The 20,864-nt window shown below is 71.8% G+C and carries 22 protein-coding genes and 4 tRNA genes; 7 read left to right on the top strand and 19 right to left on the bottom strand.

The features are described 5' to 3' along the window. From rplL to LN042_RS27275, 8 genes are all read right to left on the bottom strand, one after another. Positions 1 to 376, bottom strand: a 376-nt coding sequence (gene rplL, locus LN042_RS27240; protein ID WP_230054041.1) for a 50S ribosomal protein L7/L12, incomplete at its 3' end; no start/stop codon positions are given. 93 nt (positions 377 to 469) lie between these two features. Next, complete coding sequence (gene rplJ / locus LN042_RS27245) at positions 470 to 1,033, bottom strand: 50S ribosomal protein L10 (protein ID WP_230054042.1); 564 nt, start codon at positions 1,031 to 1,033, stop codon at positions 470 to 472. A gap of 321 nt (positions 1,034 to 1,354) precedes the next feature. Then, positions 1,355 to 2,095: an SCO4651 family lipoprotein gene (locus LN042_RS27250; RefSeq protein ID WP_230054043.1), complete on the bottom strand. Its 741-nt coding sequence runs from the start codon at positions 2,093 to 2,095 to the stop codon at positions 1,355 to 1,357. A gap of 147 nt (positions 2,096 to 2,242) precedes the next feature. Then, on the bottom strand, positions 2,243 to 2,965 hold the full coding sequence (gene rplA / locus LN042_RS27255; protein WP_230054044.1) for a 50S ribosomal protein L1: 723 nt from the start codon (positions 2,963 to 2,965) through the stop codon (positions 2,243 to 2,245). Between the two features lie 76 nt (positions 2,966 to 3,041). Beyond that, on the bottom strand, positions 3,042 to 3,476 hold the full coding sequence (gene rplK / locus LN042_RS27260) for a 50S ribosomal protein L11 (protein ID WP_230054045.1): 435 nt from the start codon (positions 3,474 to 3,476) through the stop codon (positions 3,042 to 3,044). A 157-nt stretch (positions 3,477 to 3,633) separates the two neighbouring features. After that, on the bottom strand, positions 3,634 to 4,500 hold the full coding sequence (gene nusG, locus LN042_RS27265) for a transcription termination/antitermination protein NusG (RefSeq protein WP_372495828.1): 867 nt from the start codon (positions 4,498 to 4,500) through the stop codon (positions 3,634 to 3,636). Between the two features lie 182 nt (positions 4,501 to 4,682). Further along, positions 4,683 to 5,048 (bottom strand): preprotein translocase subunit SecE, encoded by a 366-nt coding sequence (gene secE / locus LN042_RS37830; RefSeq protein ID WP_230054046.1) that lies wholly within the window; start codon positions 5,046 to 5,048, stop codon positions 4,683 to 4,685. 109 nt (positions 5,049 to 5,157) lie between these two features. Then, positions 5,158 to 5,230 (bottom strand) — tRNA-Trp (locus tag LN042_RS27275). A gap of 218 nt (positions 5,231 to 5,448) precedes the next feature. Between LN042_RS27275 and LN042_RS27280 the strand changes: the two genes are divergently transcribed. The 3 genes from LN042_RS27280 to LN042_RS27290 all read left to right on the top strand — a co-directional run bounded on the left by LN042_RS27280 (position 5,449) and on the right by LN042_RS27290 (position 8,031). Further along, positions 5,449 to 6,687 carry a pyridoxal phosphate-dependent aminotransferase gene (locus LN042_RS27280; RefSeq protein ID WP_230054047.1) on the top strand — a complete coding sequence of 413 codons (1,239 nt, stop codon included), beginning with the start codon at positions 5,449 to 5,451 and terminating at the stop codon, positions 6,685 to 6,687. 97 nt (positions 6,688 to 6,784) lie between these two features. Continuing rightward, positions 6,785 to 7,810 carry an adenosine deaminase gene (locus LN042_RS27285; protein WP_230054048.1) on the top strand — a complete coding sequence of 342 codons (1,026 nt, stop codon included), beginning with the start codon at positions 6,785 to 6,787 and terminating at the stop codon, positions 7,808 to 7,810. A 14-nt stretch (positions 7,811 to 7,824) separates the two neighbouring features. Then, the gene (locus LN042_RS27290; protein ID WP_230054049.1) at positions 7,825 to 8,031 is read left to right on the top strand and encodes a hypothetical protein; all 207 of its coding nucleotides are present in this window, start codon (positions 7,825 to 7,827) and stop codon (positions 8,029 to 8,031) included. 4 nt (positions 8,032 to 8,035) lie between these two features. Here the strand turns inward: LN042_RS27290 and LN042_RS27295 are convergent, their stop codons facing one another. Continuing rightward, positions 8,036 to 9,079 carry a UDP-N-acetylmuramate dehydrogenase gene (locus LN042_RS27295; RefSeq protein ID WP_372495829.1) on the bottom strand — a complete coding sequence of 348 codons (1,044 nt, stop codon included), beginning with the start codon at positions 9,077 to 9,079 and terminating at the stop codon, positions 8,036 to 8,038. 60 nt (positions 9,080 to 9,139) lie between these two features. On the opposite strand from LN042_RS27295, the gene LN042_RS27300 reads away from it, so the two are divergent. Continuing rightward, complete coding sequence (locus tag LN042_RS27300) at positions 9,140 to 9,769, top strand: MerR family transcriptional regulator (protein WP_230054051.1); 630 nt, start codon at positions 9,140 to 9,142, stop codon at positions 9,767 to 9,769. Positions 9,770 to 9,911: 142 nt separating this feature from the next. On the opposite strand, the gene LN042_RS27305 is transcribed toward LN042_RS27300, so the two are convergent. From LN042_RS27305 to LN042_RS27330, 6 genes are all read right to left on the bottom strand, one after another. Further along, positions 9,912 to 10,808, bottom strand: coding sequence for a thioesterase domain-containing protein (locus LN042_RS27305; protein ID WP_230054052.1), 897 nt, complete (start codon positions 10,806 to 10,808; stop codon positions 9,912 to 9,914). A gap of 377 nt (positions 10,809 to 11,185) precedes the next feature. Further along, the gene (locus LN042_RS27310) at positions 11,186 to 11,608 is read right to left on the bottom strand and encodes a MaoC family dehydratase (protein WP_230054053.1); all 423 of its coding nucleotides are present in this window, start codon (positions 11,606 to 11,608) and stop codon (positions 11,186 to 11,188) included. A gap of 4 nt (positions 11,609 to 11,612) precedes the next feature. Next, positions 11,613 to 12,080, bottom strand: coding sequence for a MaoC family dehydratase N-terminal domain-containing protein (locus LN042_RS27315; RefSeq protein ID WP_230054054.1), 468 nt, complete (start codon positions 12,078 to 12,080; stop codon positions 11,613 to 11,615). 133 nt (positions 12,081 to 12,213) lie between these two features. Continuing rightward, positions 12,214 to 12,378, bottom strand: a complete 165-nt coding sequence (gene rpmG / locus LN042_RS27320; RefSeq protein WP_014144273.1) for a 50S ribosomal protein L33 — start codon at positions 12,376 to 12,378, stop codon at positions 12,214 to 12,216. Positions 12,379 to 12,460: 82 nt separating this feature from the next. Next, positions 12,461 to 12,533, bottom strand: a tRNA-Met gene (locus tag LN042_RS27325). A 40-nt stretch (positions 12,534 to 12,573) separates the two neighbouring features. Continuing rightward, positions 12,574 to 12,646 (bottom strand) — tRNA-Thr (locus LN042_RS27330). Between the two features lie 224 nt (positions 12,647 to 12,870). Between LN042_RS27330 and LN042_RS27335 the strand changes: the two genes are divergently transcribed. Further along, entirely contained in the window at positions 12,871 to 14,187 is a 1,317-nt protein-coding gene (locus LN042_RS27335) for an amidohydrolase family protein (RefSeq protein ID WP_230054055.1), read from the top strand. A 40-nt stretch (positions 14,188 to 14,227) separates the two neighbouring features. On the opposite strand, the gene LN042_RS27340 is transcribed toward LN042_RS27335, so the two are convergent. From LN042_RS27340 to LN042_RS27350, 3 genes are all read right to left on the bottom strand, one after another. Next, positions 14,228 to 15,781, bottom strand: a complete 1,554-nt coding sequence (locus LN042_RS27340; protein WP_230054056.1) for a GlnX family signal transduction membrane protein — start codon at positions 15,779 to 15,781, stop codon at positions 14,228 to 14,230. Positions 15,782 to 16,241: 460 nt separating this feature from the next. Beyond that, positions 16,242 to 18,293: an APC family permease gene (locus LN042_RS27345; RefSeq protein WP_230054057.1), complete on the bottom strand. Its 2,052-nt coding sequence runs from the start codon at positions 18,291 to 18,293 to the stop codon at positions 16,242 to 16,244. Between the two features lie 305 nt (positions 18,294 to 18,598). Beyond that, on the bottom strand, positions 18,599 to 18,820 hold the full coding sequence (locus LN042_RS27350; protein WP_230054058.1) for a hypothetical protein: 222 nt from the start codon (positions 18,818 to 18,820) through the stop codon (positions 18,599 to 18,601). Positions 18,821 to 19,264: 444 nt separating this feature from the next. On the opposite strand from LN042_RS27350, the gene LN042_RS27355 reads away from it, so the two are divergent. Then, positions 19,265 to 19,735: a hypothetical protein gene (locus LN042_RS27355; protein ID WP_230054059.1), complete on the top strand. Its 471-nt coding sequence runs from the start codon at positions 19,265 to 19,267 to the stop codon at positions 19,733 to 19,735. Positions 19,736 to 20,043: 308 nt separating this feature from the next. Here the strand turns inward: LN042_RS27355 and LN042_RS27360 are convergent. Further along, positions 20,044 to 20,124: transfer RNA gene (locus LN042_RS27360), tRNA-Tyr, on the bottom strand. A 190-nt stretch (positions 20,125 to 20,314) separates the two neighbouring features. Here LN042_RS27360 and LN042_RS27365 point away from each other — a divergent pair. After that, positions 20,315 to 20,803, top strand: coding sequence for a YajQ family cyclic di-GMP-binding protein (locus LN042_RS27365; protein WP_230054060.1), 489 nt, complete (start codon positions 20,315 to 20,317; stop codon positions 20,801 to 20,803). Positions 20,804 to 20,864: the final 61 nt, after the last annotated feature.

Consider the following 20,864-nt stretch of genomic DNA (forward strand, 5'->3'; position numbering starts at 1 on the left):
CGGTGACCTTGGCGCCGGCACCCTCGAGGGCGGCCTTGGCCTTGTCGGCGGTCTCCTTGTTGACCTTCTCCAGGACAACGGCACCGGCGGTGTCGACGAGGTCCTTGGCCTCCTTCAGGCCGAGGGAGGTCAGGGTGCGCACCTCCTTGATGACCTGGATCTTCTTGTCGCCGGCACCGTCGAGGATGACGTCGAACTCGTCCTTCTCCTCAACGGCCTCGACCGGGGCGCCCGGGGCGGCAACGCCGGCAACGGCGACCGGGGCGGCGGCGGTGACGTCGAACTTCTCCTCGAAGGCCTTCACGAACTCGGAGAGCTCGATGAGGGTCATCTCCTCGAACTGAGCGAGCAGCTCGTCCTGGGTCAGCTTCGCCATGATGGCGTCCTTCCACTAAATCGGCAGGTGGTGCCGGTATGTACGGGATATGGCGGGCGCGGGCCCGCTGCGAGGGCGTGAGCCCACCGCCGATTACTCGGCGGCGGCGTCCTCGGCGGGAGCCGGCGTACCGGCACCGCCCTGCTCGGCCTTCTTCTCGCGAAGCGCGTCCACGGTGCGGACGAGCTTCGAGGGCAGGGCCTGGAAGACCGCGGCAGCCTGCGAGGGCTTGGCCTTCATGGCACCCGCCAGCTTGGCGAGCAGCACCTCGCGGGACTCGAGGTCCGCGAGCTTCTTGATCTCGTCGGCGCTCAGCGCCTTACCGTCGAGCACGCCACCCTTGATGATCAGGGCGGGGTTCTCCTTGGCGAAGTCACGCAGAGCCTTCGCCGACTCCACCGGGTCACCGGTGACGAAGGCGACAGCCGTCGGACCGTTGAACTGGTCGTCGAGCTCGGTGATCCCGGCCTCGTTGGCCGCGATCTTGGTCAGCGTGTTCTTCACCACGGCGTACTGGGCGTTCTCGCCGAGCGAGCGACGCAGGGTCTTGACCTGCTTCACCGTCAGACCGCGGTACTCGGTCAGCACGGCCGCGTTGGAGGCACGGAACTTCTCCGTGATCTCCGCGACGGCGGCAGCCTTGTCAGGCCTGGCCATAGGCTTACGCCTCCTTCCGTGATGTCGAGGTCGGCCGACCATGGACAGTCGACCTACGGTGCCTCGGGCCACCGGCGGAGAAGGGCAACTCGCCAGGGAATGAGAAAAGCCCCGGTGCGCAGAGGCACGGGGCTCCGATCGACCTCGACGGACGCACGAGAACTCGCACGAACCGGAAGTCAAAGCTCCAAACACTCCTGCGCGGGCTGCCTGCGACAAGCGCAGAACCTTCGGTCGAGCGGCCCGGAGGGCCAACCCGACAACCAGCGGTCTTCGGCAGAGCTCAGACTACTGTCAAGCGCCGCGCAACGCCAAATCGGCTCACGCCCCGCCCGGTCGGCCGTCGCCCTCCGGCGGGGCCGGCGCGGCCAGTCGGCCGCCGTAGTCGCGGTACTCGATCAGCTGGTCCAGGACGCCCTGGGGGCCGCTGCCGGTGCGGCGCAGCCGGACCAGCTGGTCGCGGTCGTTCAGCCACAGGTCCAGGGTCAGCGCGGTCACCCCGCCGGTGCCCAGCGCGGCCGCCAGCCGGTCCCGGCGCGCCGGGCTGAGCAGGTCGGCCTCGGCGGCCGCGTAGCCGGACACCGTGGTGCTGGCCGCCCAGTGGCCCACCGGGACCTCGCCGAGCAGCTCCTCCCCCACCAGCCGCAGGTCCCCGGCGGCCGCGGCCGCGGTCACCGCCTGGAGCGGGTCCAGCTGGTCGGCCAGCTCGGCGTACGGCGCCCGCGGCCCCGGCGCGGTGCGGGTGAGCCGCAGGGCCGTGCGGGGCGTCCAGCTGAGCACCCCGTCGGCGCAGTCGGTGCCGCCGCCCGGAGACGCGAACCAGTAGTGCAGCCGGGCCCGGCCGGCGGTCTGCAGCACCTGCTCGGCGGAGAACAGCACGCCGAGCGGGGAGCGGTCGGCGGGCCGGGGCGCCGGGGGCACCGACAGGGCGGGCGCGGCCGACGCGGACCGCGGACCGGCCGACGCCGTCCCGGACCGGGCGGTCGGTCCGCAGGCCGCCAGGGTGCCGAGCAGTGCGGCCGCGGCCGCCGCCGCGGCCACCGCCCTCAGGAGCGCTGCCACCCTCGCCTCCCGATCAGTCCAGCCGTCGGCTCAGCCTGCCACGCCGGAGCCCGGCGCCGGCCGGCGGCCCGCCGGACAACGCGTCAGGGCCCGTACTCAACGAGGGAGTACGGGCCCTGACGGTCAGTCAATCGGACCGGGCGCGGATCAGACCGCGGCCGGGTCCTCCTCGACCATGAGGTTGCGGGTGCGGTTCGGGTCCACCTGGATGCCGGGGCCCATGGTGGTCGAAACCGCGGTCTTCTTGATGTAGCGGCCCTTGGCGGCGGACGGCTTGGCCCGCAGCACCTCCTCGAGGGCGGCGGCGTAGTTCTCGACCAGCTGCTCGTCGGTGAAGGACGCCTTGCCGATGATGAAGTGCAGGTTCGAGTGCTTGTCGACGCGGAACTCGATCTTGCCGCCCTTGATGTCCGTGACGGCCTTGGCCACGTCCGGGGTGACGGTGCCGGTCTTCGGGTTCGGCATCAGACCACGCGGACCGAGCACGCGGCCCAGGCGGCCGACCTTGCCCATGAGGTCCGGGGTGGAGACGACGGCGTCGAAGTCCAGGCGGCCCTTGGCAACCTCGTCGATCAGCTCGTCGGCACCGACGATGTCGGCGCCGGCAGCACGCGCGGCCTCGGCACGGTCACCGGTCGCGAAGACCAGGACCCGGGCGGTCTTACCGGTACCGTGCGGCAGGTTCACGGTGCTGCGGACCATCTGGTCGGCCTTGCGCGGGTCGACACCCAGGCGCATGGCAACCTCGACGGTCGCGTCGAACTTGGTGGTGGAGGTCTCGCGGGCGAGGCGGATGGCCTCGAGCGGGGCGTAGAGACGGTCGCGGTCGACCTTGAGGTCCGCGGCCTTGAGGGCCTTGCTGCGCTTCACTGCTGCTCCTGTGTTGGTGGAGTCGTGGTGTGCCGGGCCGCGCCGGGCCCTACCACTGAGGGGATGAAAAGGGTTCTCAGCCCTCGACGACGACGCCCATGGACCGGGCGGTACCCGCGATGATCTTCTCCGCGGCGTCCAGGTCGTTGGCGTTCAGGTCGGGGAGCTTGGTGGTGGCGATCTCGCGCACCTGGGCCGAGGTCAGCTTGGCGACCTTGGTCTTGTGCGGCTCGCCGGAGCCCTTCTCGATGCCCGCGGCCTTCAGGATGAGCTTCGCGGCCGGCGGGGTCTTGGTGATGAAGGTGAAGGTGCGGTCCTCGTAGACCGTGATCTCCACCGGGATCACCATGCCGCGCTGCGACTCGGTGGCCGCGTTGTAGGCCTTGCAGAACTCCATGATGTTGACGCCGTGCTGGCCCAGCGCGGGGCCGACCGGCGGCGCCGGGTTGGCCGCACCGGCGTTGATCTGGAGCTTGATAAGCCCCGTGACCTTCTTCTTCTTGGGAGGCATGTCTCTCCGGGTCCTTCCTTCGATGGACGTGTGCACGGCTCCGGGGCGACACCCGGGCGAGAGTACACACAGCGGACCAGGCTAACGCGTGCGCGCCGCTGGTCCAAAACGAGTTCGGGGGCGGGGCCGCGGCCCCACCCCCGAGAAGCTTCGGTGACTAGTTCTTCTGGATCTGGTCGAACGACAGCTCGACCGGGGTCTCGCGGCCGAAGATCTCGACCAGGCCCTTGACCTTCTTGGAGTCGGGGTTGATCTCGTTGATGGTCGCCTGCAGGGTGGCGAACGGACCGTCGGTGACGGTGACCGAGTCGCCGACCTCGAAGTCCAGCACCTGGATCTCGCTCGGCTTGACCGGCGACGGCTTGCCGGCCTCCTTGGCGGCGGCGCGCTCGACGTCCGGCGCCAGCATCTTGACGACCTCGTCCAGGGTCAGCGGGTACGGGTCGTAGGCGTTGCCGACGAAGCCGGTGACACCGGGGGTGTTGCGCACCACGCCCCAGGACTCGGGGGTGAGGTCCATGCGGACCAGCACGTAGCCGGGGAGCTTGTTCTGCCGGATGGTCTTGCGGTCGCCGTTCTTGATCTGGACGACCTCCTCCTGCGGCACCTCGGCCTGGAAGATGTACTCCTCGACGTTGAGCGAGACGGCGCGCTGCTCCAGGTTCTGCTTCACCCGGTTCTCGTAGCCCGCGTAGGTGTGGATCACGTACCACTCGCCGGGCATGAACCGCAGCTCCTCGCGGAACTTGGCGACCGGGTCGACCTCGGCGGCCTCCTCGGCAGCGGCCTCGGCCTCCTCGCCGGCCTCGGCGGCGTCCTCACTCACCACGTGCAGCGCGGCCTCCTCGGCGGGCACCCCGGCCTCGGCCTGGTCCGCCGCCTCGACCTCGTCCTCGTCGCTGTCCACGCCGTTGGTGATCTGCTCGGCGTCCTCGGGGTCGGCAGCCTCAGCCGCATCCAGCTCGGCGGCGACATCCGCCTCGCGGACGGTCTCGTCGGCGTCGTACAGGGGGGACTCAGACACGGTGGCTGCTTCTTTCCTGGAGAGGTGGAGATGGGTACCGCTGCGGGGGCAAGCCTCAACAGTACCGACTCAACGGTAGCGGGCTCGCCCGGCAGGTGACGACAGCTCGACCCGGGCGGTCCCCCGTTGGTGCTGTGAGGGTCCGTCCCGGGTCGGGTGGTGGAGCGCGCTGTCCGGCTCGGTCAGCCGAAGATCCAGAAGGTGGCCTTGGCGAGGCCCCAGTCCAGGGTCGCCACGATGGTCATCATGATGCCGACGAAGAACACCACGACGGTGGTGTAGTTGATCAGCTCGCTGCGGGTGGGCCAGACCACCTTGCGCAGCTCGGCGATGATCTGCCGGTAGTACAGGGCGATGCGGGAGAACAGGCCGCGCTTGGCCCGCTTGCCGCCGGACTTGCCCTCGCCGCCCTTGGCCTTGTTGGCACGCTTGCGGTCGCGGCGGGAGAGGCCCGCGCCGTCCTCGGTCGCCTCGGCGTCCACCGCGTCCTCGGCGCCGTCGTGGTTACCGCTCTCAGGCGTTGCGGTGGAGCCCGTGGTCTCCGTCACTCGTCCTCACCTGAATCCGGGTCGTTTGCTGGGCAAAGCGGACTGGGGCCCTCTCCGCATCAAGCCCGCTCGCTCCATGGAGCGAACGGGCTGGAATTGGATCAAGCTGCAGGGCACGAGGGACTCGAACCCCCAACCGCCGGTTTTGGAGACCGGTGCTCTACCAATTGAGCTAGTGCCCTTCGGCGCCTCGCGGTGCCTCGGTCGTCCCATAACCTACCTCATCCGACCGTCGGCGTGGTGAACGCTTTTCGGAGCGGCTTCCGGTTGGCCCGGGGCGTTGATCAGTGAGTGTACGGGGTGAATGCCGTTTGGTCGAACCTCTCGCCAGACGGACTCGGCGCGTACGCATGGTGAAACCCCGGTCCGGTCGGCCGTCCCCTTCTGCGACGATGCCTGTATGAGCGCTTCCACCCCCGCCAACACCCGTCCCGCGGACCGCCGGGTATCCGCCCGGATCGGCGCCATCGCCGAGTCCGCCACCCTTGCCGTCGACGCCAAGGCCAAGGCCCTCAAGGCGGCCGGCCGCCCGGTCATCGGCTTCGGCGCCGGCGAGCCGGACTTCCCGACCCCGGGTTACATCGTCGACGCCGCCGTCGAGGCCTGCCGGGACCCGAAGAACCACCGCTACACCCCCGCCGGCGGCCTGCCCGAGCTCAAGGCGGCCATCGCGGCGAAGACCCTGCGGGACTCCGGCTACGAGGTCGACGCCTCCCAGGTGCTGGTGACCAACGGCGGCAAGCAGGCCATCTACGAAGCCTTCGCCGCGATCCTGGACCCGGGCGACGAGGTCATCGTGCCGGCGCCGTACTGGACCACCTACCCCGAGTCGATCCGGCTGGCCGGCGGTGTCCCCGTCGAGGTGGTGGCCGACGAGACCACCGACTACAAGGTCTCGGTGGCGCAGCTGGAGGCCGCCCGGACCGCCAACACCAAGGTGGTGCTCTTCGTCTCGCCGTCCAACCCGACCGGCGCGGTCTACACCGAGGCGGAGGCCGAGGCGATCGGCCGCTGGGCGCTGGAGCACGGCCTGTGGGTGCTGACCGACGAGATCTACCAGCACCTGGTCTACGGCGACGCCGCGTTCACCTCGCTGCCCGCGCTGCTGCCGGAGCTGGCCGACAAGTGCATCGTGGTCAACGGCGTGGCCAAGACCTACGCGATGACCGGCTGGCGGGTGGGCTGGCTGATCGGCCCCAAGGACGTGGTGGCGGCCGCCGCCAACCTGCAGTCGCACGCCACCTCCAACGTGAGCAACGTGGCGCAGCGGGCCGCGCTGGCCGCGGTCAGCGGCGACCTGTCCGCGGTGGACGAGATGAAGGTGGCGTTCGACCGCCGCCGGCAGACCATCGTGCGGATGCTCAACGAGATCGAGGGCGTCTACTGCCCCGAGCCGCTGGGCGCCTTCTACGTCTACCCGTCGGTCAAGGCGCTGCTGGGCAAGGAGATCCGCGGCAAGCGCCCGCAGAGCTCCGCCGAGCTGGCCGCGCTGATCCTGGACGAGGCCGAGGTCGCGGTGGTGCCGGGCGAGGCCTTCGGCACGCCGGGCTACCTGCGGCTGTCCTACGCGCTGGGCGACAGCGACCTGGTCGAGGGCGTGGCGCGGATGCAGAAGCTGCTCTCCGAGGCCCGCGACTGACCTCCCGTCAGCCTGCCGTGAGCCGCCCCGTTCACCCCATCGAGGGATCCGACCGGGGCGGTTCCCGTTGCTGCGGTGTTTGCGGCAGGATTCGTGAATGGAACAGCGAGACGTCCGGACACTGCCCAAGGCCCACCTGCACCTGCACTTCACCGGCTCGATGCGCCCCGCCACGCTGCTGGAGCTGGCCGACAAGCACGGGGTGCGGCTCCCGGAAGCGCTGAGCTCCGCAGCGCCGCCCAGGCTGCGCGCGACCGACGAGCGGGGCTGGTTCCGGTTCCAGCGGCTCTACGACACCGCGCGCTCGGTGCTGCGGGACGAGCAGGACATCCGCCGGCTGGTCCGGGAGACCGCCGAGGACGAGGTCGCGGACGGTTCGCGGTGGCTGGAGATCCAGGTCGATCCGACCTCCTACGCGCCCCGGCTGGGTGGGCTGATCCCGGCGCTGGAGCTGATCCTGGACGCGGTGCGGGAGGCCTCGGCCGCCACCGGGGTGGGGATCCGGGTGCTGGTGGCGGCCAACCGGATGAAGTCCGAGATGGACGCCCGCACCCTGGCCCGGCTGGCGGTGCGGTACGCGGACCACGGCGTGGTGGGCTTCGGGCTCTCCAACGACGAGCGGCGCGGGCTGGCCCGCGACTTCGACCGGGCGTTCGCGATCGCCCGGCGGGCCGGGCTGCTGGCGGCCCCGCACGGCGGCGAGCTGGCCGGCCCGGAGTCGGTGCGGGACTGCCTGGACGACCTGGGGGCGGAGCGGATCGGGCACGGGGTGCGCAGTGCGGAGGACCACCGGCTGCTGCGGCGGTTGGCCGACCGTCAGGTCACCTGCGAGGTCTGTCCGTCGTCCAACGTGTCGCTGGGCGTCTACGAGAAGGCCGGTGCGGTGCCGGTGCGGGCCCTGTTCGACGCGGGGGTGCCGCTCGCCCTGGGGGCCGACGACCCGCTGCTGTTCGGCTCCCGGTTGGCCGCGCAGTACCAGTTGGTCAGGGAGGAGCACGGGTTCACGGATCCGGAGCTGGCCGAGCTCGCCAGGCAGTCGGTGCGCGGCTCGCGGGCCCCGGAGGGGGTGCGCAAGGAGTTGCTCGCCGAGATCGACGCCTGGCTCACCAAGCCGCTCTTCTGACAATCTGATCTCCCGTGAGTAGAACCACGGGGAGCACCCACACCACTGTCACCCACCACACCACCGTCACCCACCACGTGGTGACCCATCACGTGGTGGTCCATCACTACTACGGGCGCTACTACGCCCCCGGCCCCGGCGGCGGGCTCTTCTTCTGGACCGTGCTGCTGATCGCGCTGATCGCGCTGGCGGTCTGGTGGAGCAGGCGGGCCCGGCGATGAGCTACTAGAGCTCCACCCCGACGAAGACCGGCTCGTTGACCAGCTCCACGCCGAAGGCGGCGTGCACCCCGGCGCGGATCTCCCGGGCCAGGGCGAGCAGGTCGGCGGTGGTGGCCCGGCCCCGGTTGGTGAGCGCCAGGGTGTGCTTGGTGGAGAGGGTGGCCGGGCCGCTGCCGTAGCCCTTCTTGAAGCCGGCCTGGTCGATCAGCCAGGCCGCCGAGGTCTTGGTGCGGCCGTCCTCGGCCGGGTAGGCGGGCGCCCGCAGATCACCGAGCCGGGCCAGGAATGCCTGGTACTGCTCGGGGGTGAGGACCGGGTTGGTGAAGAACGAGCCCGCCGACCAGGTGTCGTGGTCGGCCTCGTCCAGCACCATGCCCTTGCCGGCCCGCAGCGCCAGCACCGCGTTCCAGGCGGCGGTCAGGTCGACCCGCTCGCCCTGCTCGACCCCGTAGTGCTTGGCCACCTCGGCGTACCGGACCGGGGAGGAGAGACCGCCGTGGTCCGCCAGGCCGAACCGGACCCGCAGCACCACCCAGCGGTCCGGTTCGGCCTTGAACCGGCTGTGCCGGTAGGAGAAGGCGCACTCGGCGTTGCCCAGGGTGACCACCTCGCCGGCCAGCCGGTCGTAGGCGACCACCTCGGTGATGGTCTGGGCGACCTCCTGGCCGTAGGCGCCGACGTTCTGCACCGGCGTGGCGCCGGCCGAGCCGGGGATGCCGGCCAGGAACTCGATGCCGGCCAGGCCGTGCTCCAGCACCACCGTCCGCACCGCGTCGGCCCAGTTCTCGCCGGCGGCCAGCTCCAGGACGGTGCCGTCCAGCTCGAAACCGGTGGTGGCGATCCTCAGCACGGTGCCGTCGAAGCCGTCGTCGCCGATCACCAGGTTGCTGCCGCCGCCGATCACCAGCAGCGGCTCGCCGGCCGCGTCGGCGTCCCGGACGGCCGCGATCACCTCCTGGTCGGTCCGTGCGGTCACCAGGCGGCGGGCCGGCCCACCGAGGCGCAGGGTGGTCAGCGGGGCGAGCGGGGCGTTCTCGGTCACGTGCACCGGACCACGGTATACGGGCGGACCGGCTGCCACCGGCATATGGAGACGTAGACTATCCATGTGCGCATCGGAGAGTTGAGCAAACGGACCGGCGTGCCGATCCCGACGATCAAGTACTACCTGCGCGAGGGCCTGCTGCCCGCGGGCGTGCTGACCAGCCACAACCAGGCCCAGTACGGCGAGGGCCACCTGCGCCGACTCAAGCTGATCCGGGCCATGACGGACGTGGGCGGGCTCTCGGTGACCGCCACCCGGGAGGTGCTGGCTGCGATGGACGAGCCGTCGGCCGGGATGTCCGAGGCCCTCGGCGTCACCCGGGAGGCGGTCACCCCGCGGGTGACGGCGGCGGACGGCGAGGCCTGGGCCCGCGCCGAACGGCTGGTGGACGAGTTGCTGGCGCGCCGCGGCTGGAGGGTGGAGCCGGCGCGGTCGGCCCGGCGGGCGCTGGTCCAGCTGGTGATGACCATCCGCGACCTCGGCCAGGACGATCTGCTGGACCTGCTGGACGAGTACGCGACCGCCGCCGAACAGCTCGCCGAGGCGGAGCTGACCGTGATCGGCCGACGCGCCGGGGCCGGGAGCAGGGTCGAGGGCGCGGTGCTGGGCACGGTGCTGGGCGACGCGGCGATCGGCGCACTGCGGCGACTCGCCCAGGCGGACGCGTCGCACCGGGCCTTCGAGGCGCCCTGAGGCCGGGGCGCCGGCTGCCGGGGCGCCGCGTTCGGTGCGGCCCGGGGACGCCCGGGCCTGGCGGACCTCCGCGGGTCGACGGCGACACCTCCCGCTGCCGGTCCGCTGTCGGCGGCGTCGCACGCGCAGGGCCGTTGGCGGGTCAGTGGCGCGCGGTGGGCCGGAGCAGCCCGGCGATCAGCGCGGTGGCGTCGGGCCTGATGAGCATCGTGCAGTGGTCCCCGGCGCAGCGGTGGACGGTCAGGCCGGCCCCGGCGAGCCCGCCCCAGCCCAGCGTGTCGTCGCCGGGGAGCAGCCCGTGCTCGGCGGTGACCAGCGCCAGCGGTACCGAGGCGGGTTCGGGCCGGTGGCCGGCGACCAGCCGGTTGTGGCGCGACAGGGTGTCCAGGTAGGCCTCGTAGAGCTTGCGCAGCCCGGGCGGCGGGGCGTCGGGGAGCAGCGCGCCGGCCCCGACCGCCGCGTCCAGCACCAGCAGCAGGCCCCGGTCGGTGTCGCAGCCGGCCAGCCGCTCCGGATCGAGTTCGATCCGGCGGCCGCGTCTGACCCCCAGGTGCATGGCGAACCAGCGCATCAGCCGCGACGGCTCGAGTTCCCCGTCGGACCAGCGGTAGGGGTCGACCGGTGCGACGCTGTCCAGCAGCACCAGCTCGGCGGGGCGCCGAGCGGCCGGCAGCCGTTCCACCAGGGCCTGCGCCAGCACCCCGCCGAACGCCCAGCCCCCGAGCGACCAGGGCGAGCCGGGTGCGGCGGCGGTGAGCTCGATGAGCCGGTCGGCGAGCTGGTCGGCCAGCCCCGCCAGCGTGGCCGTGGTCCGGTCGCCGGTGAGCGGCCCCTGGTGGTGCGCGGGCGGCCGGGACAGGTCGAGCACGGTCAGCCCGACGCCCTGCGGCAGCGCGCCGGCCAGGGACCGGTAGACGCTCGCGGCCGGCCCGCCGGGGTGCACCAGGTAGACGGTGCCCAGGCCGGGTCGGGCCTCGCGCAGCGGCCGGACGAGGTCGGGTGCCAGGTCGGAACGAGACCGCATGACGGTGGTGGACATGAGAGGCATCCCTCACGCTCAAGGCCCTGCCGGGCCGTCAGGAGTGGTTCGGGGAACGGACGGCGGAAGACGCGGAAGCGGTCTTCCGGGGCGTTGCCGACGGCCGCCGGAGGGCCGTTCGAGTACGCCCGTTCTGGCTCCGGACACACGGGTGCCCGGGTCGATGGGTTCGTTGCCGGACGGGCTGGAAGCGGCGCCGCGGTGCCGGCCGCGCACCTGGTCGACCGGCTGGGACCTCAGGCGCCGCGGCGCTGCGCAGGACCGTACGCCCCGACCTGTGATCACGCAACGTGTTCGACTGCTCCCCGAAAAGCACGGCGCGCCGCCCCCGGGGACCGGGAGCGGCGCGCTGCGGGATTCCGAGCGGTCGGGCGGCGTCAGCCGAGCTGCACCACCGCGCGGGACTGGCCCAGCACCTTCTGGCCGCCGCTGGTCACCAGCAGGTCGACCTGGACCCGGCGCCCGTCCAGCAGCTTGGCCACCTTGCCGGAGACCTCGATCACGGCGCCGGCGTCGTCGTTGGGCACCACCACGGGGCGGGTGAACCGCACGCCGTAGTCCACCACCGCGCCCGGGTCGCCGACCCAGTCGGTGACCACCCTGATCGCCTCGGCCATGGTGAACATGCCGTGCGCGATCACATCGGGCAGGCCCACCGAGACGGCGAACTCCTCGTTCCAGTGGATCGGGTTGAAGTCGCCCGAGGCGCCCGCGTAGCGCACCAGCGCGGCGCGGCTCACCGGGAACGACTGTGCCGGCAGCTCGGTGCCGACCTCGACCTCGTCGAAGCTGATCGCCATCAGGTCACTCGTCCTTCGTCTCGTCGTCCGAGACCGCCCGTGCGACCAGGGTCATGACGGTGGTCACCAGGTGCTCGCCGCTCTCCTCGTGCATCTCGCCCGTGACGGTCAGCACGTCGTTGCCCGCCAGCGACTTGATGTTGTCGATCCGCACCGTCACCCGCACCCGGTCGCCGGCGCGCAGCGGGCGGCTGTAGCTGAACTTCTGGTCGCCGTGCACCACCCGGCTGAAGTCCAGACCCAGCGCCGGGTCCTCGATCACCTGGTCGGAGGCCGGCATGGCGAGGGCGATCGCGAAGGTCGGCGGGGCGATCACGTCCGGGTAGCCGAGCGCCTTGGCCGCCGCCTGGTCCAGGTAGGCGGGGTTCAGGTCACCGACCGCCGCGGCGAACTCGCGGATCTTCTCCCGGCCCACCTCGTAGGGCGCGGTGGGCGGGTAGCTCCGCCCGATGAACGAGGGGTCCAGCGCCATTGACGTGCTCCTCAGCTTGGTGATGGAAAAAGACGTCGGGTCACACGGGAGAACGACTTCAGGCCGCACCCCGGGAAGGGGTACGGCCTGAAGTCACGACCTGTCATGCCAGGCCCGACGATGCCCTAAAGGGTCAGCGGGTCTCGCGGTGCGCCGTGTGCGAGTTGCAACGCGGGCAGTGCTTCTTCAGCTCAAGACGGTCCGGGTCGTTACGCCGGTTCTTCTTGGTGATGTAGTTCCGCTCCTTGCACTCCACGCAGGCCAGCGTGATCTTCGGGCGGACGTCGGTGGCAGCCACGGGAGTGCCTTCCTTGGACAATGGGTGATGACACAACAAGAGTAGCCGATCGGGGGGTTAGCCTCCGACCGACTACGCGGGGTAGCGGTGACCGGACTTGAACCGGTGACACAGCGATTATGAGCCGCTTGCTCTACCAACTGAGCTACACCGCCTTGACGATCGATGCCCGTCAAGACGAACACTGACCCTCAGAGCCCCCATGCGGAATCGAACCGCAGACCTTCTCCTTACCATGGAGACGCTCTACCGACTGAGCTATAGGGGCGAACCGGTTGAACGAGGAAGACATTACACGGTTCCCGTCCCAAGGTGAAATCCGTATCCCGGCGGCAAGATCGCAGGTCGCGAGCTCGTACGGATGCGCGAGTCCGGCATCCGGATCCGGCCGGCCGGCACCGCTGACCGGGCGGGCCCGCGCGAGCCTGCACGACGGGCGGCCCGGCGGCTCGTAGGCTCGGCGGCCAGTGATCTCCAGGGAGGAGCCGGCCGGTGAGCGAGCGCAGCGCCCCCTCCGACGGCCCGCCCGGTGGCTCCGGCGTCCCGGGCGGCAACCCGCTGGACCACGGGCCGGTGCTGCTGCTGGCGGGCGCCCGACTGGCCGACGGCCGACTGGTGGACGTACGGATCAGCGGCGACCGGATCCAGGCGGTGGGCACCGCCGGCTGCCTCGGCCCGCTGCCGCTGGCCGCGCTGCCGGCCGGCGCGGCCAGCGGCACCGAGCCGGTGGTGGCCTCCGGCGCCCGGATCGACCTGACGGGCTATCTGCTGCTGCCCGCGCCCGCCGAGCCGCACGCCCACCACGACAGCGCGTTCACCGCCCCGCCGCCGGACCCGGCCCCGGCCCCGCCGCCCGGCGAGCAGGCGGGCCGACTGGTCCGCCGGGTCACCGAGGCCGCCCTCACCTCGCTCGGCTACGGCGCCACCGCCCAGCGCACCCACGTGCGGATCGGCCCACCGCACGGCCTGCGCCGCCTGGACGCGGTGCTCACCGCCCGGCAGGCCCTGCGCGGCCTGGCCGAGCTGCAGGCGGTGGCGGTGCCCGGGCCGCTCACCGGCCGCGCGGGGGCGGACGGGCTGGCCCGGCTGCGCGAGGCGCTGCGACTCGGCGCGGACGCGGTCGGCGGCTGCCCCGAGCTCGACCCGGACCCGGTGGACTTCGTGCGGCTGGCAGCGGCCCTGGCGGCCGAGTTCGACCGCCCGCTCGACCTGCACCTGCGGGGCGGCGATCCGGCGCAACTGGCCCGGCTGCTGGCGCCGCTAGACCCGCTGCGCCCGCGGCTGACCCTCGGCCCCTGCGACCGGCTGCGACCGGGTGGCGTGGCGGCGCTGCGGGCGGCCGGGGCGCGGGTGCTCTGCCTGCCGCAGAGCGGCGGCTGCGGCGGACTGGACGGCCCGCCCGAGGGCCTGCCGACCGAAGCACTGCGGGAGTTGACCCGCCAACAGGTCGAACTCGCGGCGGGCAGCGGGGCGTTGCGTGACGCGGCCAATCCGGTCGGCCGGGCCGATCCGCTGGAGGCCGCCTATCTGCTCGCCGCCGGTGGGGTGTTGAGCCCGGCAGCGGCTTATGACGCGGTCAGCGGCCGGGCCCGGGCGCTGATGGACCTGCCACCGGTACGGGTGGACGCGGGCTTCCCCGCCGAGCTGCTCGCGGTGCGCGGGGACAGCCTGACCGACGCGCTCTCCGGCGGGCACAGCCGGCTGGTGGTGCACCGCGGCCGGGTGGTCTCCCGGACCAGCGCGGTACGGGAGTTCGCGGACACGGTGGCGCTGGCGCTGCCCCGGCAGGGCGGTCACCACCTCGACTGACGGTGAGGATGTGTAGTGGCTTCTCCGCCGGGTCCGACGGTCAGCGGTACTCGCGCAGCCGCGGCCGCACCGCCAGCACCACCAGCACCAGGGCCCCCGCGCCGAGCACCCCGAGACCGACCGCGCTGCCCGCGCCGAGTTCGTCGTCGCTCTGGCCCACCGCATGGTCGAAGGCCTGCTGGTTGATCCCGACCACCCGGTCGAAGTCGTTGCTGAGCGCCGTGAAGTCACCGTCCGACTGGCCCTGGTGGGTGCCGGTGTCGAAGGCGATCGCGTCGGCGAGCCTGCCCTGCCGGTCGAGGTCGCGGAGCTCGGCGTCGTCCTGCTGGTAGGTCTGGTAGTCGTCCAGCAGCTTGTCGGCGGCCTGCTGCTCGCCCGGGAAGGTGATGTTGCGCAGCTCGTCGCCGAGGTAGCCGTGGAAGTCGACGGCGGCGGCGGAGGAGTGGTGCGCGTCGACCGCGGCGGACAGCTTCGGCAGGTAGCCGGAGTAGTCGGCGAGGCCGTCGAAGCCGACTATCTGCTGGCTCTTGTCCAGGAAGCTCTGCTGGTACCGGCTCGCCCGCTCCGGGTCGAGGAGCCAGCGGCTCTCATCGGCGTTGGAGTCGTACGCCACCGCCCTGGCCCGGCCGAGCGCGAGCACCGAGTCGTAGGCGTCCGCCTTGGCGGTGTGCAGCCGGTCCGACGTGCCCGAGGTCAGCGTGACCGCCCAGACCGTGCCGGCCAGCGTGAGCACCGCGGCGAGCAGCAGCGGCGGGGAGACCAGCCGGCGGTAGCGGACCGCCAGGGTGCGCTGCAGCACGGCCAGGACGACCAGCGCCAGCAGGCCGCTGCCGAGCAGCTCCCAGAAGCCGTCGCCCAGCGCGGACCGCTCCTGCGCGTACCGCTGGTCCACGGTGGCGGCGTTGGACTCGGCCACCTGGTCGGCGCCCGGCAGCAGCTTGGACCGCAGCAGGTCGGTGGCCTGCCGGTAGGTGTCGAGCGCGGCCGCCGGCGGGCGCCCCGGAGCGGCCTCGGCAGTGCCCTCCTGCTCGTCCATCCGGGCCACCAGGCCCTCGTACTGGCCGAGCGCGTCCAGCTCGTCCCGGGCCGCTCGGCGGGCCGCGGTGCTGCCGCCGACCGCCTCGGTGGCCTGCTCCAGGTCGCTGTCGGCCTGGGCGCGGCGCTGCTCGTAGCCGGCGTGGGCGCCGTCACGCTGGCCGGTGTGCTGCGCGTCGGAGCCCACCAGCAGCAGGTTGGCGGCCTGGGCGTCCATGTCGCTGAGCGCGAAGTAGAGGTCGGCGGCCCGCTCGGCCTGCGGGGCGGTGCGGTGGCCGATCTCGTCCACGCCGTCCCGGGCGCCGGTCAGCAGGCTCGCGGTGAGCCCGATCACCAGCAGCAGCGCGGCCAGCACCGCCGCGGTCAGCGCCCGGACCCGGCGCGGGGTGGTCCAGTAGCCGGCCGCCCGCATCCGTTGCAGCCGGTCGAGCAGGAACAGCCCGCCGGCCACCGCCCGGACGGCGGCGCGCGGCGCGGCAGTCGCATCCCCGGCCTCGGGGTCCGTCCCCTCGGACCGGCCCTCCCCCGGTGCCACCGCGGTTCTCTCCTCGACTGCCATCGCCGCGCGTCCTCCCCGTTTCCGGCCCGCTCCCGTACCGGCCTCCAGGCCGGCTCCCCCGGTGGCGGTGCCGTTTCCGCGCGACCGGAGCCGACCGCGCGCACCGAGGATTCTGCGCCTCATCGGCTCGTCTTCGGCTTCCGGTGCCACGGTCTTGACGGATCATTAGCGCCGACCGCAGCGGCCGACCCGACGGCAGGCGGACCCGACCACGGCGGCCGACCCCGACGGCAGGCGGACCCGGCGGCAACGGCCACCTGACGGCTGGCGGACCCGGCGGCAGCGGCCGACCCGACGGCAGGCGGACCCGACCACAAGGGCCACCCCGACGGCAGGCGGACCCGACCACAAGGGCCACCCCGACGGCAGGCGGACCCGACCACGCCGGCCGACCCGACGGCAGCGGGCCCTGGGGCGAGGTGCTCGCTCCAGGGCCCGCTGCGTTCGTTCCCGCGCTGTGTCAGGCGCGCTCGGGTGCCTTGATCGGCTCGCGCCGCTTGCCGCCGCCATCGGCCAGCGGCTCGCCGCGGCGCACCGCGCCGGGACCGCGCCGGGCCGGGTGGTCCCCCTTCGGCGCCGAGGCCAGCTGCCAGGGCACGCTGATCACCATCACGCCGGGGGTGAAGAGCAGCCGGCTCTTCAGCCACAGCGCCGACTGGTTGTGCAGGAAGTGCTCCCACCAGTGACCGACCACGTACTCGGGTATGAAGACCGCGACCGCGTCCCGCGGGCTGGTCCGGCGCACCGAGCGCACGTAGGCGACGACCGGCTTGGTGATCTCGCGGTACGGCGAGTCCAGCGCCTTGAGCGGCACCCGGACGTCGAACCGCTGCCACTGCTCCTTGAGCTCCTCGGTGTCCTCCTTCTCCACCGAGACCGTGACCGCCTCCAGGGTGTCCGGGCGGAACGCCTCGGCGTAGCCCAGCGCGCGCAGGGTCGGCTTGTGGAGCTTGGAGACCAGCACGATGCCGTGCACCTTGGAGGGGCGGACCGACTCGGCCTGCGGGTCGTCGATCGCCAGCTCGTCGGCGACCGAGTCGTAGTGCTTGCGTATGCCCCGCATCGTCACGAAGAGCACGATCGCGGCCAGCACCGCCAGCCAGGCGCCCTCCAGGAACTTGGTGGCCATCACGATCACGAAGACCAGGCCGGTGGTGCAGGCGCCGAAGGCGTTGATCACCCGGGAGCGCTGGGCGCCGGCCCGCACCTTGGGGTCCGTCTCGGAGCCCAGCACCTCGTTCCAGTGCCGGACCATGCCGATCTGGGAGAGCGTGAAGGAGGTGAAGACGCCCAGGATGTAGAGGTGGATCAGGTTGTCCACGTTGGCCTTGTAGAACCACAGCAGCAGGACGTTCACCGCGGCCAGCGCGATGATGCCGTTGGAGAACGCCAGGCGGTCGCCGCGGGTGTGGAACTGCCGGGGCAGGTAGCGGTGCTGGGCCAGGATCGAGCCGAGCAGCGGGAACCCGTTGAAGGCGGTGTTGGCGGCCAGGATCAGCACCAGCGCGGTGGCGGCCTGGATGAAGTAGAAGATCGGGCTGTGGTCGCCGCCGAAGATCGACGAGGCCAGCTGGGCGATCACGGTGGGCTGCGAGGCCGTGTGGCAGTCGCCCTGGAACCCGACCAGCTGGCAGGTGTCATTGGTCTTGTGCACCTTGGCGATCAGCGCCAGCGCGGTGATGCCGATGAACATCACCACGGCGATGATGCCCATCCAGGACATCGTGGTGGCGGCGTTCTTGGACTTGGGGGCCCGGAACGCCGGCACGCCGTTGGAGATCGCCTCGACACCGGTGAGCGCGGTGCAGCCGGAGGCGAAGGCCTTCAGGCCCAGCATGATCAGCGCGATGCCGGCCAGCGTCCCGTTGTGGTCGGTCGGCAGGATCGCGTACTTGGCGCTGGACGCCACCGGGGCGTGTCCGAAGGCCATCTTGATGAAGCCGGTGGCCACCATCAGCAGGATGCCGAAGATGAACATGTAGGTCGGCGCGGCGAACGCCTTGCCGGACTCCCGCACCCCGCGCAGGTTCATCGCGGCCAGCAGCACCACGAAACCGCAGGCCATCGCCACCCGGTAGGCGCCGAGCCCCGGGAACGCCGAGATGATGTTGTCCACGCCGGAGGCGACCGACACCGCGACGGTCATCACGTAGTCGACCATCAGCGAGGCGGCCACCACCAGACCGGCCTTGGCGCCGAGGTTGCGCGTCACCACCTCGTAGGAGCCGCCGCCGCCCGGGTAGGCGTGCACCACCTGGCGGTAGGAGAGGACCACGACGGCCATCAGCACCACGACGCCCAGGGCGACCCACGGCGTCAGGTAGAGGAAGCTCGTGCCACCGATGGTGAGCACCAGCAGGATCTCCTCGGTGGCGTAGGCCACCGAGGAGAGCGGGTCGGACGCGAAGATCGGCAGCGCCAGGCGCTTGGGGAGCAGGGTCTCGCCCAGCTCCTCACTGCGCATCGCCCTGCCGATCACGAGGCGCTTGAGCGCCGAAGGCACATTGAACACATCCGGGAGCGTATGCGGCCCTGGCGTACGGGCAATGGGCGTTCCGCGGCCCTCGGGACGCCGCCCGGCCCGGCCCCTCGGAGAGTTTCCGCAGGCCAAACCTGGTGCGAGTAGCAGAGGGAGGGCCGCGAGGCGGCGTTAAGAGCCGGCGTTAAGAGCTCGTCAAAATACCCAGCCGTTATCTCATACAGACGCTAATCGTGACGTTTGGGCTCAGTTATTAGGGTCAAAGCGTGCTACGAGCCTTACATGCTTAGGCAGCCGACGCTTTGAGAGTTGGATCTTCCGGGGGCTCTCCCCCACGCTCACACGGGCAACCGCAGCCGGCGGACCACCGCATCGGTGTGCCGTCGCAGCACCCGGTCGATCAGCACCCCGCGCTGGTTCCGCAGCGCCCGCTGCCACAGCCGCACCGGCTCCACCTCGGCGATCAGCACCGCGGCCCGCTCGGCGCTCAGCCCCCGCACGAAGCCGACCAGCGGGCGGCCGAGCCGCCGGTGCGCGTCGGCCACCCCGATCAGCGGCACCCCCGGGCCGCCACAGCCCCCAGTCCCGGCGCAGCGCCTGGATGGCCTGCGCGTCCTCGGCGTCAGCTTGTCCCGCCGTGCCGTCCCGGTCGTGCTGCCCGTCCCGCCCAGCTGGTGACCCGGCCTCGGGTCCAGGTGGATCGGCCGGCTCGGCGGCCCGGGCGGCCTGGGGGGGACCTGGGGGACCGACCTGGGGGACTGACCTGGGGGACCTGGGGGTCAGTGACATCGCGGTGCTCCTCAACGCTCGGAGCGCCGGACCGGCGCTCGGTGCGTCGTCCCCAGGCGGCCGGGGGCCGGATCGGCGTTCCATACGCGTTCGATACGCCGTCGGGGCGATCCCTGACGCGCCGTTCACAGGGGCTGGATCCGTTTCGAGGCGGCGTGCGTCTGACCGGTGTCCAGGCTGGGCGACGAGAGAGCGGGAAGGCAGGCGGGGCGGTCATGCGCAGAGTGCTTCTGGCAGGCGGGGCGGTACTGGGGTTGGCAGTGACGGTCGCGGGGTGCGGATCGAGTGCGTCGAGCAGGCCCGGGACAGGGCCGTCGGCCAGCGCGGTCAGCGTCTCCACGTCCCCCACCGCGGCGGCGCTGCGGCTGACGGACGGCGCCGACAACACCACGGTGCACGTCACGGTCGGGCAGACGGTCGTGGTCGCCCTCGGCAGCAGCTACTGGTCCGAGGTGACCAGCTCGGCGCCCCAGCTGCTCCAGCGGATCGCCCAGTCCCACCCGATGACCAGCGCCAGCCCGGCGTTCTGCCCACCCGGCGGCGGCTGCGGGGCCCAGCCCAGCAGCTTCGTCGCCAAGGCCGCGGGCAGCGCGCAGTTGACGGCCAGTCGGCACGTCTGCGGAGAGGCCATGGCCTGCCGCCCCGACCAGACCACCTTCACGGTCACGGTGGACATCACCGGCTGACGCCCCACCGGCCGACCGGCCCGGCCCGGCCCCCGATGCACGGCGCCGACCGCCCCCGGGATCGGGCGGCGGCGGGCATCGCGGTCGGCGCCACCGCGGTCAGCGGCCGCAGCGCGGATACCCATGTCGTCACGGCTCAGGTCGGTTGGTCCGCGGCTGGTCCGAAAACCCTGGTCAGCGCTGCGCCCGCAGGGTCGCAAACTGGGACCGGCCACTCAAGACGGGCGGTTCGCGGCCTGAGCGGCATCACACGACGAAACAGCCCCCTGATTCGCGTTTCCGCAGATCAGGGGGCTGTTTCTGTCCTGTGGCTGGTGCAGGGTTCGAACCTGCGTAGCTTGCGCGACAGATTTACAGTCTGCTCCCTTTGGCCACTCGGGCAACCAGCCAGGATGTTTGCCTCCCGGGGGCCTGCCCCGTTCGACTGGGTAAACGATACCTGATGGCAGGGGGTGCTCCGCCACTCGGTTGGTCACGTGATGATCAAGGGCGGTGGGCAGGGCGGCGCTGGATAGGCTGTGGGCTCGTGAAGACCCCGCAGCGGCGGGGACAGGCGCCGAGTCAAGGAGACGACGACAGATGGCCGACTCCAGTTTCGACATCGTCTCGAAGGTCGACAGGATGGAGGTCGACAACGCGATCAACCAGGCCTCCCGGGAGATCTCTACCCGTTACGACTTCAAGAACGTCGGGGCCTCGATCGGCTGGTCGGGCGAGAAGATCGAACTGAAGGCGGACGGCGAGGAGCGGGTCAAGGCCATCCTCGACGTCTTCCAGAGCAAGCTGGTGGCGCGCAAGGTCTCGCTCAAGGCGCTGGACGCGGGCGACCCGCAGCTGTCCGGCAAGGAGTACAAGATCTTCGCGACCATCAAGGAGGGCATCTCCCAGGAGAACGCCAAGAAGATCTCGAAGATCATCCGGGACGAGGGCCCCAAGGGCGTGAAGGCCCAGATCCAGGGCGAGGAGCTGCGGGTCTCCTCGAAGAGCCGGGACGACCTGCAGGCCGTGCAGGCGCTGCTCCGCGACAAGGACCTGGACTTCGCGGTCCAGTTCGTGAACTACCGCTAGCAGACGGCGCTGACCTGCAGAGATGCCAGGTTCCCGGCCCAGGAGGGCGCATCGGGGGCGC

Origin of the sequence: Kitasatospora humi (assembly GCF_020907985.1) — a bacterium.
Taxonomy (GTDB): Bacteria; Actinomycetota; Actinomycetes; order Streptomycetales; family Streptomycetaceae; genus Kitasatospora; species Kitasatospora humi.